Annotated in this window: 13 protein-coding genes and 1 pseudogene; 2 read left to right on the forward strand and 12 right to left on the reverse strand. The window is 40.9% G+C overall.

Going from position 1 to position 14448, the window contains the following annotated elements; genetic code table 11:
- Nucleotides 1-45: 45 nt before the first annotated feature.
- The 8 genes from AC504W_RS01650 to AC504W_RS01685 form a co-directional block, all read right to left on the reverse strand.
- On the reverse strand, nucleotides 46-837 hold the full coding sequence (locus tag AC504W_RS01650; protein WP_494875924.1) for a YdcF family protein: 792 nt from the start codon (nucleotides 835-837) through the stop codon (nucleotides 46-48).
- Nucleotides 838-939: 102 nt separating this feature from the next.
- Entirely contained in the window at nucleotides 940-1434 is a 495-nt protein-coding gene (locus AC504W_RS01655) for a hypothetical protein (RefSeq protein WP_494875925.1), read from the reverse strand.
- Nucleotides 1435-1518: 84 nt separating this feature from the next.
- A complete protein-coding gene (locus tag AC504W_RS01660) occupies nucleotides 1519-3069 on the reverse strand; it encodes a bifunctional aminoglycoside phosphotransferase/ATP-binding protein (protein ID WP_494875926.1) in 1551 nt (516 codons plus the stop codon).
- A gap of 194 nt (nucleotides 3070-3263) precedes the next feature.
- Nucleotides 3264-3563 (reverse strand): 50S ribosomal protein L25, encoded by a 300-nt coding sequence (gene rplY, locus AC504W_RS01665; protein WP_494875927.1) that lies wholly within the window; start codon nucleotides 3561-3563, stop codon nucleotides 3264-3266.
- Nucleotides 3564-3628: 65 nt separating this feature from the next.
- The gene (locus tag AC504W_RS01670; protein WP_494875928.1) at nucleotides 3629-4972 is read right to left on the reverse strand and encodes an adenylosuccinate synthase; all 1344 of its coding nucleotides are present in this window, start codon (nucleotides 4970-4972) and stop codon (nucleotides 3629-3631) included.
- Nucleotides 4973-5305: 333 nt separating this feature from the next.
- Complete coding sequence (locus AC504W_RS01675; RefSeq protein WP_494875929.1) at nucleotides 5306-6007, reverse strand: cyclase family protein; 702 nt, start codon at nucleotides 6005-6007, stop codon at nucleotides 5306-5308.
- Nucleotides 6008-6222: 215 nt separating this feature from the next.
- Nucleotides 6223-7020: a COP23 domain-containing protein gene (locus tag AC504W_RS01680; RefSeq protein WP_103125867.1), complete on the reverse strand. Its 798-nt coding sequence runs from the start codon at nucleotides 7018-7020 to the stop codon at nucleotides 6223-6225.
- A gap of 69 nt (nucleotides 7021-7089) precedes the next feature.
- Nucleotides 7090-8673 (reverse strand): M48 family metallopeptidase, encoded by a 1584-nt coding sequence (locus tag AC504W_RS01685; protein ID WP_494875930.1) that lies wholly within the window; start codon nucleotides 8671-8673, stop codon nucleotides 7090-7092.
- 258 nt (nucleotides 8674-8931) lie between these two features.
- Between AC504W_RS01685 and AC504W_RS01690 the strand changes: the two genes are divergently transcribed.
- Nucleotides 8932-9363, forward strand: a complete 432-nt coding sequence (locus AC504W_RS01690) for a Fur family transcriptional regulator (RefSeq protein ID WP_494878525.1) — start codon at nucleotides 8932-8934, stop codon at nucleotides 9361-9363.
- A gap of 88 nt (nucleotides 9364-9451) precedes the next feature.
- Here AC504W_RS01690 and AC504W_RS01695 read toward each other — a convergent pair whose 3' ends face one another.
- The 3 genes and pseudogenes from AC504W_RS01695 to AC504W_RS01705 form a co-directional block, all read right to left on the reverse strand.
- Nucleotides 9452-10060 carry a cold shock domain-containing protein gene (locus AC504W_RS01695; RefSeq protein ID WP_494875931.1) on the reverse strand — a complete coding sequence of 203 codons (609 nt, stop codon included), beginning with the start codon at nucleotides 10058-10060 and terminating at the stop codon, nucleotides 9452-9454.
- A 91-nt stretch (nucleotides 10061-10151) separates the two neighbouring features.
- Nucleotides 10152-11205, reverse strand: a pseudogene (locus tag AC504W_RS01700) (N-acetyltransferase DgcN family protein).
- A complete protein-coding gene (locus AC504W_RS01705) occupies nucleotides 11189-12241 on the reverse strand; it encodes a dipeptide epimerase (protein WP_494875935.1) in 1053 nt (350 codons plus the stop codon). Before AC504W_RS01705 ends, AC504W_RS01700 begins: the two are co-directional and overlap by 17 nt.
- A 98-nt stretch (nucleotides 12242-12339) precedes the next feature.
- Here AC504W_RS01705 and AC504W_RS01710 point away from each other — a divergent pair, with 98 nt between their 5' ends.
- Nucleotides 12340-12888 carry an NUDIX hydrolase gene (locus AC504W_RS01710; RefSeq protein ID WP_494875937.1) on the forward strand — a complete coding sequence of 183 codons (549 nt, stop codon included), beginning with the start codon at nucleotides 12340-12342 and terminating at the stop codon, nucleotides 12886-12888.
- A 335-nt stretch (nucleotides 12889-13223) separates the two neighbouring features.
- Here the strand turns inward: AC504W_RS01710 and AC504W_RS01715 are convergent, their stop codons facing one another.
- Nucleotides 13224-14024: a hypothetical protein gene (locus AC504W_RS01715; RefSeq protein WP_494875938.1), complete on the reverse strand. Its 801-nt coding sequence runs from the start codon at nucleotides 14022-14024 to the stop codon at nucleotides 13224-13226.
- Nucleotides 14025-14448: the final 424 nt, after the last annotated feature.

Consider the following 14448-nt stretch of genomic DNA (forward strand, 5'->3'; position numbering starts at 1 on the left):
TTTTCGTGAAATGGTATGAGATAACTGGCGACCACGCAACAATTTTTAAAGCCAGCCTCGTAAGCCATAAATCAAATTACCTATATATTCTTTCAAAGCATTAGTAAATTGATGTAGGTTATCTGTATTCGGTAACAAATTGAGCAAAGCTGCTTTGGGTGTACTACCAAGTTCTTGTAGTTCGCCTTGACTAACGAGAAAGTCAGTTGGTGCAGGGATAGCATCAATACCTTGACGTTGGAAAATTTTCAGCGATCGCGGCATGTGCATAGCCGAAGTCACCAATAATACTTTTTGAATACCACGAGACTGCAAAATTTTTTTGACATTCACAGCATTTTGATAAGTATTGAGAGATAATGGTTCTTCAATAATTGCCTGTGATGGTACACCAATTTCTGTCAGAATACTGGCCATGTCTGTTGATTCTGGCGTACCACCATTTCGCCAGTCGATGCGACCACCACTCACAATAATTACAGGTGCTTTTTTTTGACGATATAGCTGTGCTGCATAGATGATGCGATCGCCTTGTTCACTTAAATCAACATCAGGTCTCGGAAAAAAGGCTGATTTAGTTGCACCACCCAAAACTATAATTGCTTCAGCATTTGGCATTTGCTGAGATGGGAGATTTTGCCATTCTAGCGATCGCACCAATGCCTTAGCCACCCAAGCATTACTACAAAATAATAATAAAGTTAATGAAAAAGCGATCGCTGCTGTTGCTGTGCGCGGTTGTTTCCATAGTGTGATCAAAGCCACTACTAAACTCACACTGGCTAATCCTAAAGGATAAAACAACAGTGGTAACAACTTGGAAAGGTATAAAAACATAATTGGTTACTAATACTTAAATTACAAGTAAAAAGATGCCAGTAACAATAACTTTTGCCTTTTACCTTTTACCTTTTGACTTTTACCCTTTGCCTTTATTCATCACCTTTGCCAAAATCTAAAATTAATCCCTCTAACGCGACGGAAGCGACGAATAGGTCTTCTTTTTTGCTGTGTAGTAGATCTGAGACTTGGTCTTTCGTCTCCCTCTTCTAAAGTTTCAACTGGTAACTGTGTTCTAGTTTCTTCTTTGCTACCCCACCAAGCAATAATCCAGCCGCTACCAATAGCACCTATTCCCCCTAGCAAGATACTCATCGGTGCTGAGTAACCCAGCCACACAAAGCCTAGTAAGAAAAATAACCAGTATTTAAGTCCGGCATCAATACCATCAGAAGAGGCAACTGTTGGCGCTTGGGGACTATTTTTACTCGTACTGGTCATCCAACCCAAGGTGAACCCACCGAGAATTCCTAAGAAAATACTCAAGGATGCGGGTGAACCAGTCAATATTAAAATGAAGGTTAAAAATGACCCAAATATTAACTGCGAAATAAAGTCAGGGGTGAAATTAAATAAGTTGTTATTTTTAGCCATGAGTTTACTAAGGGTGTAAGGGTATAGGGGTATAAGGGTGTAGGGGTAGGGAGAAAATTTAACTAATACCTTACCCCCTTGCCTTTAAACCCTTTTTTCGCTCAGAAGTTTTAATTGTGTCTCGTGTGCTTGAGTCGTATCCCAAGTATGAACGTAGGGTGTTTCTGCTTCAGTAAAAACTTCAGCTTGTTTGAGTTGTGATGCTAATAAATCTACCGTAGCGTCAGCAATATCACCAGTACGATTAATTAGACGTTCTTGAATTACTTCGACGGGTGCTGTGCAGTGGATAATCTGAAGAGGTAGTTGGTAGCTTTTTGCTTGGGAAATAGCTTCTTGGCGTTGTTGTTGTCGGTCATACTTAGCATCTAAAATCACGGTGAAACCTTGATTAGCTAGTATAGTTCCCAAGTTCAACAACCGTGTATATGTTTTCTGGGTCATTTCTGGGGTATACAAATCATCACCCCCACGTTCTGACAAAGAAATTCCTCCCAAATGCTTGCGTACAGCATCTGAGCGAATATGAATCGCATTAAATTGTCGAGCTAAATATTTGGCTGTTGTACTCTTACCAGAACCTGATAACCCCGACATTAAAATCAGCCGTCCTTGTTTGGGTTGAGTATATTCCCAAGCCAGCTTGTAATATTTGGCTGCGGTTTTTGTCGCCTCTTGTTTTACTTCTGCTGGTACACCAGGATCATCTAATAAAAATGACGTTACTTTTGCCCTTACATAAGACTGCCGATTTAAATATATAGGCAATACCTCTAAGCCTTCCCAATCACCAGTCTGCTCTAAATAAGTATTTAAATAAGCATTACTTAAGTCTTGACGTTCTTGCGCTTCCAAATCCATCACCGCATAAGCAACATCGAACATGACATCAACAAAGCGGAATGGTTCGTTAAACTCTATGCAATCAAATAGCAGAATTTTATCTTGCGACAAACAAATATTGCGGAGGTGTAAATCTCCGTGACATTCTCGAATACGGTGGTTTTGAATTCTTTTTTGAAATAACTCTTGCCTTTCAGCAAAAAACTTATCTGTATAAGCTTTGCTTTCGTCAAACTGCTGCTGTGTCTGGGGGCCACCGATATATTTCTCAGTTTGCTCATAATTCTCATCAAATGCAGCCCGCACTTGCGATACTTCGCCAAAACTCCGAATGTAATCATTTGTCTCGGTTTTGGCATGATACTGAGCTACAACCCGTCCCAATTCTTTCAAGTTAGCTTCATTCAACTTGCCCTCTGCAAATAAGTTACTCAATAGGGTTTTTTGGGGAAACTCACGCATTTTGACTACATATTCTACAGCTTCTCCTGTTCCTCCTAGACGATATTCCTCTCCTTCCAAAGTTATGGGTAACACTTCCAAATACAGTTCAGCGGCTCCTCGTTTATTCAGGCGTAACTCTTCCTGACAAAAATGCCGCCGCTTTTCCAAAGTCGAAAAATCCAAAAACCCAAAATTGACTGGTTTTTTTAGCTTATAGGCGTAATCTCCCGTCAGCAATACATAAGAAACGTGGGTTTGGCTGAGTTGAATAGGTTCCGTTACAGGATGGGGATAAAATCCCGGCTGTAACATCTGCTGAATTAAAGCTGGAAGAGTTACTTCTGTCATATTGCCAGTATTAGTTTTTAAACCGCAGATTATTATCTCAAATCATCGGCGTGCATCGGCGTAAATCGGCGGTTGCAATTTTTAATTTAAATATTCACGTTTGTAGCTTAACAAAAAACCAGGGTTTTACCCCTGGCATCATCAGCAATTATTACTAATTTAGAGTGTTGTTAAAGACAGGTTATACACCTGTTCTAACGTTTAGTACCAGCATAAAAACTTAAGTGGTAAGGTGTACCCTTGGCTGGATGAACTTGAACTTCCTTTAAAACTGTTTTACCCGTCCACTCAAGATCGGGAATGTTGAGTTCAATTTCTGTCTTGTTAACCGCAGCTTTTTTCAGCAGGCGCTCAACAACTTTGGCATCAATTACCAAAGAAATAGACTCTGTACCGTTATGTCCATACAAGTTGGCGGGGATTAAACCAGAACGACGCAAAGCATTTGGTTTACTGCCTTCTGGGCGCTTTTGAGATTCAACTGTCACAGCCATGTTATTTGTCCTTTGTCAATGGTCAATGGTCAATGGTCAATGGTCAATGGACTATTGACTAAATACTATGCACTCAGCAAGGAGGCGGGTGTGCCGTCTGCGTGCAGCAATGCACGTTTGGGGCCGTGAATGGGGTCTTCTACAATTATGGTTTGGTCTCGGCTTGCGCCTAAAGAGACAATCGCGATCGGCACTTCCATCAATTCTGCTAAGAATTTGAGGTAGTCTAGTGCTTGCTGTGGCAAGTCTTCTAGGGTACGGCAGTCGCTTGTAGACTTCTGCCATCCTGGCATGGTTTTGTAGATGGGGCGACAACGGGCAAACTGACGGGAACTGGTGGGGAAGTGTTCGCAACGTTCACCATCTATGTCATAGGCAATACAAACTTGAATTTCTTCTAATTCGTCGAGAACATCAAGTTTAGTAATTGCCATACAATCCATACCGTTAATGCGGACAGCATAGCGACCAATTACCGCATCAAACCAACCGCAGCGCCGTTTACGTCCGGTGGTTGTGCCGAATTCCGCACCGCGATCGCACAGATGTTCTCCCAAATCTCCGTCTAACTCTGTGGGAAAAGGCCCTTCTCCCACACGGGTTGTGTAGGCTTTGGATACTCCAATTACCCGGTCTATCATTGTCGGCCCTAACCCTGTACCGACGCAAGCTCCACCTGCTACGGGGTTAGACGAGGTAACATAAGGATAAGTCCCATGATCTAAGTCTAGGAGTGTACCTTGCGCTCCTTCAAATAAAATGTTGCGTCGCCGGAGGATGGCATCGTATATTTTCAACGATGTATCAATTACATAAGGACGCAATCGATCAGCATACCCCAAATACTCGTCAATTACTTGCTTGGGGTCTAGGGGCGGCAGGTTGTAAAGTTTTTCTAAAAGGACATTTTTATAATTGATTGTCCACTCTAACTGGTCGCGCAGACCTTCTGAGTCCATCAAATCTAAAACTCTGATGCCTGTACGCTCTGATTTATCAGCATAAGTTGGGCCAATTCCTCGACCTGTAGTGCCAATCTTATGAGTTCCCCGCCGTTCTTCTGATGCTTTGTCAATCAACCGATGGTAGGGCATCGTGACGTGGGCTGTCTCAGAGATCAACAGTTTGGCAGTGGAAATATTAAGTTTTTCTAGTTGGTCGAGTTCTGCAATCAAAACCTGTGGATCAATGACTGTCCCACAGCCAATGATGCACTCGGTATCTGGATACAAAATACCAGAGGGAATCAGGTGGAGTTTAAAAGTTTGATTCTGGGCTACGATCGTATGCCCAGCATTGACACCCCCTTGGTAACGTACCACTACATCTGCGGAGCGGCTGAGTAAGTCAGTGATTTTGCCTTTCCCTTCGTCGCCCCACTGAGCACCTATGACAATGACGTTAGCCAAGCGTTTATATTAAGAGGTAAAGTTTCCACAAATTTCTATTCTATACATATACTGCTAATTATGTCAATAATATGGGAGAAAAAATATCCCATCCTTTGGCTTACATGTATTTGAATCTGAATAACAAAGTTTTTATATTAATTTATACTGTTTATTTCTGTATCTGAGCATTTTATAGAGAAAGTGCGATCGCACTTTCTCTATAACTCTTTTTACATAAATGCAACTATGCAATTAGTTGAGTTTGTTAGATGATGTTTGAAAAGTTTTCACAGGTCAAATTGTTTGATTTGTTTTTTAAATTAAATCAGATGCGAAATTTATACACAAAAGTTAAGGCAGAAAAGCCAACACACCCACAGGAGAACCAGAACCGCCACGTAATCGGAGAATTGCGATCGCTAATGTAGTACCTTGAGGTGGTAATTTATCTAAATTCGTCAAATTCTCCAAAATAATGCCTTGTTGTGCCAACACTAAACGGTTAGTCGTAAAACTGTGGTCTTGTCCGGGGTCAACACCGTGAGTATCAATTCCTACACCTGCAATTTGTCGTTTATCCAACAAAAACTGCGTAGCATCACTACTAAACCCTGGAAAGTGCATAATTCCTTGAGCATCTTGGTTAAAGAATACGTTTCTATCTGTCCACTTATGCTGCCAGCCAGTGTAAAGTAGCACTAAACTACCGCTTTTAATAACACCATATTTTTCCTCCCAAGCCAGAATATCAGCTGTAGTCAAAGCATAATCAGGATTATCAACTGCAACTTCGCAGATATCTATCACTACCGCCGATAACACTAGTGAGTCCGCCGCATATTCATCAATTCCCGCGCCAGCAGGATCAAAACTATTGGGGGCGTTGATATGGGTAGCACTATGTTCACCCAAAGCAAAACGCCGCAGATAGTAACCATCGTCGGCAATATCCGCAACAGTGGTAAATTCTACTGGTGGGTCGCCCGGCCATAAAGGAATATTTCTATCAATAATATGGCTTAAATGTATAACGCGGGAATAATTAATTTGCATAAAAGTGCAGGAACTTTCTTCGCAGTTTCCAGTATCCCACCCCTTAGCAACTGAGTGCTTTCGTACTGATGGCGTTGATTTGTTGATTACTGAAACGTACAGTATGAGTACGATAAAGGGAATGAGGAAAACTATAACTTTTCGCGTTTTCTTTAGCTTCCTCTCTTTCCCTATCTACTGAAAAACAACATTTGAGACTATAAAATCACAATCTGTTAACGGAAATTGCCAGGATTTAAGCGAGTCCGATTTTGAGATTGAGTAGGAGTTTGACGGCGAATTGCGACACCATTGCGTAACTTTGTCCCAGTTCCACCATCTTTGCGGTCGAGAAAAGGTTTGAGATTAATTCCACTTTTTGATGAGCTAACTTGACGATTGCTTCCACCCAAAATTGTGCGACCTATGTTGTAGATTTCATCTACTCCACCTCTATTGTTGCGGAAAGTATTCACAGCCGTAGTTTGTTGACCATCATCCGCAGAAATTAAGTTTTGGAAAATGCTATTGCGGACAGTATATGGGTCTTTGTCCCGTGGTACTGTCAAGACAATGCGACAGCTAGAGTTAGCTTCGGTAGTAACACAGACAATATTTTCGTTATTTAAAAAACCTGTTTGGAGTTCTTGCAAGCCATCGGGACGATATTCTTCTAAGCGTTGAGCAATGGTAACACAACGTTTATAGGGATCCCAACCACCGCCCAATTGTGCAGGAGCCGCCCAAGGAAAGAATCTTCCTGGTTGACTTTCGGGCTGATACATAACAACGTATTGACCGTTAGTATTTTGACAGCTAAATCTGGTACCAGTAACTACAGTACCTGTTGAGGAAGTGGGTACACCTGTTGTTGTATCAACAGGATTTGATGAACCAGATGGATAGGGATCGGAAGTAGTAGGTACAACAATACCACCACCGTCGTTAACTTGGGCAAAGGCGGCAGAATTACCCAAAAACAAAGATAAGCCCAAACCGCTTAAACATAATAGCTTCAAGGGTTGTAATTTCATAAATTACCTTTAGTAGATATGAGGTTAGCTAATTGATAATTACAGTGACGCAGAAATTTGTTTTTTGATTCATTCAGAACGCCGCTTTTTCTCTTCTCGTTCTTTTTTCTCTTTCAACAGTTGTTTGACTTTTGCTTGAATGGCTGTGTGACGTTCGACTCCTTCGTAGCTGTAGCGGTTGTAGTTACCACGGGTAATCAAGTTTTCTAGATAACTCACTCGTTCTTTACCGCCTGGGTGGGATGATAACCAAGTAGGAGGAGCATTTTTTTGTTGCTTTTGCAGCGTCGCCATTAAGTTACGCAACCCATCAGCAGCATAGCCATTAGCCACAATCAAGCGAGTACCAAGAACATCTGCTTGACGTTCCATTTCACGGCTGTAGCTAAGAGAAAAGAGTTGACCGAATGTACCACCAAAAGGCAGATATTGAGTAACGTTAGAAATTAGGTTTCCTTGGGTAATTAATTGAAAACCGTGGGATAAAACTACGTGAGATAATTCATGACCGATTAATCCAGCTATTTCAGCTTCGGAATTACTTTTAGCGATCGCGCCTGCATTAATAAAAACTTTACCCCCTGGTAAGGCAAAGGCGTTCAGTTCTTCTTCGGGAATAACAAAAAATTCATATTTAAACTCGGTGCGTCCTGAAACTTTTACTAGTTTCTGCCCAATTTCGTTAATGTAGGCCAGCACTTCCTCATCTTTAACTAATGGTAGCTGTTGTTTGGCTTGTTTAGCTACCGACTCACCCACCGCACCTTCGCCTTGCAGCAGCAAGATGGTAGAGTCTAACGCAGAAAATGGCCCTAACAAACTACCTGTCACCGCATAGCCCACTGCACCTGTGATGATGTTAGCGAGAGTATTGCCTCTAATCTCTTCGCGGATATGGGCTTTGTAGCGTTTGAGATTTTTGTCTGCAAGTTGGGTAAACTCCTCGGCTTGCGGATCATTAGGATAAAGAATCGCAAATTGACGCGCTGCTAACGATGCTTCCATCCATTTTTTTTCATCAGCTAGTGCTGTAACTTTGGCTTTAATTAAATCTGGCTGATCGGGATATAGTGACGATGCTCGTTCTAAAATATCTACAGCTTCTTTAGGGCGATTATATTGCTTGAGAATCTCAGCATAGCGAATATGACCAGGAATAAATTCAGGATACTGTTCGACTAGTAATTTCAGCGGTACTTCTGTTCTAGTTTGCAACTTAGCCGCAATTCCCGCCTCTGATTCTCGCCAGTAAACTTTGCCAGCTGGTGATAGTTGCATCGCGTCAAGAATTGCTGGTTTGCGTTCTTGAGTTGTAATATCTGTGTTGGTAAATGGAGTTTTTACTTCCCGATAGAGTTTTTCCGCCTCAGTAATATTTCCGGCGAGATATAACTTGTCTGCGGCGATAAACTTCTGTTGACGCGCAATTTCTTCGGAAGTGAGTGCAGGTTCCGCCGCCGCATCTGGTTTTTCGGTCTGATTTGGCTTTGGACTTTCGGAATTGGGTGTATCTTTTGTTTCTACAGTTGTAGTTGCAGGTTCTTGGGCTGGAACAGGTGCTAAAGGTTGCGTCAGAATAATTACAATTGATGTACTAACTGACAACAAAATCCAACTCAAGGTTAACAGCAGAGACTTCCTGGTTCGGTTCATGCTGAGTTTGTTTATGCAAAGGGGCTGTTTTAATGCTATGAGTAACTGACCCTATCCGCCTAGAGCGATCGCCACTGTTTTACTACAATCTCAAGGTATAAACTTTCATATTTTGAAACCAGAATAATTATGATTTCAGAAAGATAAAATAGTTATAAATACTCTATTAAATTTATATTTCTGAAATAGGTGAAATGCCAAGAAAAGAAACGTTATAATAACAATCTTAGGTCTGTTAATGTGATTCAAGTAAATGCTATGCAGCAAAAAGCTGATGAGATTGTCAAAACACTCAAGAGCAAGGGATTGCGAGTGACTCCCCAGCGCTTCGCAGTATACGCAAATCTACTGGCACGAGAAGACCATCCTACGGTAGATCAAATTCTGACAAACTTGAATCAGGATGCGCCAACTTCATCCCAAGCCACTGTTTATGCGGCATTGCAAGCATTACGCGAGGTAGGCTTAGTCCGAGAAGTGCTTTTAGAAGAAGGTGTATCTCGTTATGATGCCAACGTGGGACTACATCATCATTTTCGCTGCAAGTGTTGTGGTGCTATTGAAGATATTGGCTGGGATACATTTGAGTGTATTGATTTGAACAAACTGCGGTCTGGATTGAAAGCAGAAAGATATGAAGTGACTGTGCAGGGAATTTGCGATCGCTGTGAAACAAAGTCTGAAGTATGAAGTATGTAGACGCGCTTTGCGCGGCTTCCCGAAGGGTAGTCTGAAATTTGAGTGCAGGCTGTAGTTATGATGTATTGGGTTGCTGCGTCTACCTTGGAGCTTTACGCCAACCAGCTGCGATCGCTTCTTTCTCTGTACAAAACCACCTCTCTCCCTTAAATGGATCAATAACAGTTGATCTGTAATCTTCCATACCCGGAAGATGATATAGTTTGTTTCCTGTAGCAATTGAAATATTGCCTTTAATCTTACATCCTGGCTGCATAATAAATGTAATTGGTGGGGGAAAAGGACTACGACTAATTGGTGGGGGAAAAGGACTACGACTAATTGGTGGGGGAAAAGGACTACGACTAATTGGTGGGGGAAAAGGACTACGACTAAACAGAGCAATGGCAGCTAAAATTACGACCCCAACAGCGGTTTTGAGCGATCCACCTTTTCTGTTTTTTCTCTTAATTGACGAAGTTTGAGGCACAACACCTTGAATTGAGGCTTTGGTAGCACGTATCTTGCCATTTGCTTCAACAACTTGCTCGTATAGAATTGTATCTCCAAGCTTTGGGCGACGACCTGCTCCTTTTAAAGCACTGATATGTAAGAAAACCTCTTTACCACCACCATCAGGTTTGATAAAGCCAAAGCCTCTATCATCCTTCCAAGTTGTTAGTTTCCCTTTGTGTAAAGTAGGTTTCATACAACAGTCTCAAGGTGATGCCTATTTGGTAGTTTTCCCAAATGTAGGATCTTTGATCTCAATAGAAGTGTGAAATTTCAGACTTCACACTTCATACTTCACTCCGCATCACTGCATCTAACAACAACCCAGCACCAAAACGCACCGGATCGGTGCAAGCTAAACCGGTTTCGGCTGTAGTTTGGGCGATCGCTTCTTGGGCAGCAAATTCATCTAAATGTGCAGTATTTAATGCTATACCCACCACAGGTACTTTCCCAAAAGCACCACCAGCACTCGCTACAGATTCATACATTTGAATCACTTTCGTTAACGGTGGAATTGGGACATGAGGATTATTCCGGTTGTGGGTTTGTCCCGCCCGATGTACTAATACCAGTTGTGTAGGTTGGGAACCGCGAATCAAAGGCAAGGTAGCTGTAGAACCAGGATGTAACAGCGAACCTTGTCCTTCAATTTGCAGAATGTCATAGTTTTTGCCATAACGCATCACTATTTGTTCCACAGCACCAGCCGCAAAATCTACTCGGACTGCATCTAAAGCTATACCATCCCCTTCTAACATCAAACCAGTTTGACCTGTAGCGATAAACTTAGAACGCCAACCCCGCAACTTTGCCGCCCAGTGCAGTTCTAAACTAGTAGACATTTTCCCAATCGCCATATCTGTTCCCACCGTCAACACACGGCGACAGGGAAGCGTCCGCGCCATCCCACTCGCTACCTCTATATTTGGTGGTTCTTTGCGGACATCCCAAATTAACTGTCCTGGTTTGAGAATTGCATTTAACTCTGCCATTGTCGCCAATGGTGTGTGTAAACCATTCACTAAAGACATCCCAGCCTCTAGCGCATCTTTGATTTCTACCCAATAATCATCGGGTACAGCACCACCTTTGGGTGCGATCCCAATTACTAATACTTCTGGTTTATATGCCAAAGCTGCGGTGACAGATTCCACAATCGGCACATCACGCTTGATACCTGTTAATTCTGGCAAAATACCTACCAGCACTTACCTTATCAATAACTGCGACAATCGGGGCTTCACTGTAGCGTAAAATTGCCAACCCTGTTTTGCCCTGTGTTCCTGTAGTTCCTTCATGCAGCAGAATAGCGATTCGTTGATTAAGCGGCAAACGCACTGTATTGTACCCCCAAGCCTGGTAAATCGTTTGGTAAAACTTTTCCTTCTACTACTAATGCACCCATAAACGGGTCATCAACTAAGTTCAGGTGACTGTCTAAATCTAAATAATCAGCGAGTGGTGCTAATTGTGCTGCGGCTGTGTTAGCGAGTGAACTGTCAGAATAGCAGCCAAACATCACTTGTAAATTGTAAGCCCGCGCTGTGTGTACCATCCGCAATGCTTCAGTTAAGCCCCCTGACTTCATCAGTTTGATATTAATTCCATCCACGTAGTTCGCCAAATGGGGAATATCAACGCTAGTAAAGCAACTTTCATCAACAAAAATCGGTAGGGGTGACTCTTGTTTGAGTGCGGCTAAACTTTCTTCCTGACCCCTTGCCAGTGGTTGTTCTACATACTTTACACCTAAATCAGCTAACCAATGACACATCTTAATTGCATCTGGCAAACTCCAACCGCCATTTGCATCCACAAAAAATTCTAGATGTGGTGCTTCTTGTTGGACTGCTAATAGCATTTGCTGATCTGCATCAATACCATCGGGACTACCTAATTTCACCTTAAACAGCCGGACATCCAGATAATTTAACCAGTCTCGCGCCCTCTCCCTAGCGCCCTCTGGTGAATTTATGCCAATAGTTACCGAAGTCGGGACAATGAGATTGCGATCGCATCCCCAAATCTGCCACAGTGGTAAGCCAACAAACTTACCCAACCAATCGTGCATCGCCATATCCACCGCCGCCCGCGCCGCAGAAGGAATCTGCTGTTGAATTAACAACTGCTCAACTTGCTGTCTCTGCAAAGGACTAAAAGTTGTTAATAATGGTATAACTTGCTCGATAGCATCTTTGATTTGCTCGGTTTTTTGAGCATGATTCCCAACACCAAACGGTGATGCTTCACCCCAGCCCTCAATATCATCTTGTGAAATTTTTACCCATACATTCGTTGTCTGTGCAGTTGTACCCCGACTAATAGTTAAGGGAAATCGTTTATTGACAGTAAATACCTTGACTTCTACTTGCATAAGTCTGCTCTATCATGGCTAGGGCAGAAAATAGTTTAAGGGATTTTAGCTGATTTTCTGCATCTGTTATACTTTTTTACATTTATTAATTAGCATCTATGAGCAATCTCAAGAAATGGAAAATCTTGCAATCAGAAATGGTGTTAAACCATCCTTGGTGCAGAGTTAGGCAAGATAAAATCGAATTACCTAATGGTAAGGTCATTGATGATTATTTTGTCAGTATTAAACCAGAAATTGCCATTATTTTGCCAATTACCAGTAATCAAGAAATTGTTTTCGTCCGACAATACCGACACGCAGTTGCAGATTTTTTTATCGAATTACCAGCCGGACATTTTGACCTCACACAAGAAAGTGCAGAAATCGCAGCCATACGAGAATTACAAGAAGAAACTGGTTATCTTGCTCAACAAATCAAAAAAGTCACTGTTTTTTATGATAAACCCAGCAAAGATACAAATCGCATACATTTATTTTTAGCTGAGAATGTCATAAAAATTGGGGAACAGAATTTAGATATTACAGAAGAAATTGAAGTAATTTTAATTCCTGTTACCGAAGTGTTAGATAAAATATATCAAGGTGAAATTTCAGTATCAGGAACTATTGCTGCTCTATTTTTAGGCTTACAACTTGTCTCATAGATAATATTTCTGAGAAAATTAGCTTATTATTAAGTACTAAATTTTCTAATATGTAAATATGACTTAAAAAATAGGCGATCGCATCTATAATTCAGAAAAGCGATCGCCCAAACTTTAGTCCATTAAATTCAAAGCTGGAGAATTAATAAATATAAGTCCCCAAAATCAATATGTCTCTCCTTCTCTAATAAAATCGGCAAGAAAATGTAAGAATGCAGAATACAGAAGTAAGATTGTTTAGAGTTTGATAACAAATACTATTAGAATAATAAAATTTCTATCTAGCAGACTCTTTATTTATCTAGGATTCTGACTCGTGAGTTCTTACAAACAAATTAATTAGCAACCTGTCTTTTCGACTTCATTTTTAAAGCCAATGCAAGTGTAGCCGCAATCCCAACAACTGCACTTGGTTCAGGAACAGAGGTTGTATCATTTACATATTTGGCGCTGGCTAAGTTATTTACAGATTCTGCATTAGTTATATCAACCAACATTTTTTCAGTGTTATCGCTGTAAAAAATATCATTAACCGCCAAGAATAAAAACTTAGCGTTAGTGGGAATCTTAATTGTCATCTCGCCTAAGATTCCAAACACACCATCAAACAGCGTTTTTTGACCGCAAGTTCTAGTAGGGTCGCTCAAACTTGCACCATCACACATATAAGCATTCTTTGCTGAATCAAATGTAGCGCCAGCAGAATAACTGGAATCAAATAAAGTATTAGAAGTCCAGCTTGCTTCTGTATAGCCATACTTACTCGCATCTTCAGAATCAAGGCTAATAGCATCAGCTATGCGCTGTTGAAAAGACGAATCAAGCAATGTATCTGACGCACTGAAGACCCCAATCATATCGTTTCTTTGTCCAGGGTTCCAAACACTCCAGTTAAATGCACCAGAAGTAGTTAAACGAATTGTATTTCCAGCTTCAAGACCCAAATCTGCTAAAGAGATTGCTTTAGTATTACCAGCAATTGTCTGAACACTATTGTAATAAGTTGTATCAGCTTGGGTTTTCAAAAAAGTGTAGGTAGAGTCAATCTCAAAAGAAGCGGCTTGAGCTTTAGCATTAAATAAAGTACCTAATCCAACTAGGCTGGAAACCATTAAAATACGCCAGAGTTTATTCATTTTCTTATACTCATTTCCGACTTCTCTAGCATAAGGAATAAGTTCCGTAGAATGTATAAATTCTTTTATATATTAAGCAAATTTAGAATAAACTTTATCCTACTATTTTGGTTTGTTTTCTCAGTATATTTCTTTGTCTACTATCTCAAATAAATAATATTTTTAATACTTTATACTCAGTACTTATACGACAGGATACTTACAATTTATCGAAACTTATTATCTTCTCTATCTCGAACCTATCCACCACAAATTGGCTATCAGCAAATAGAACTAAAAGTTCTGCTATGAGATAACCAGTGCGATCGCAACTTAATCACAAAAATTGAGCGATCGCACCTATAATGCAAACTAGCGATCGTCCAAATAAATGTTTACAATAAAAATTTTTCTATTACTGTGGAGTTACATTTTTCTTAAAGTA

It is taken from the genome of Nostoc sp. C96 (genome assembly GCF_059384975.1).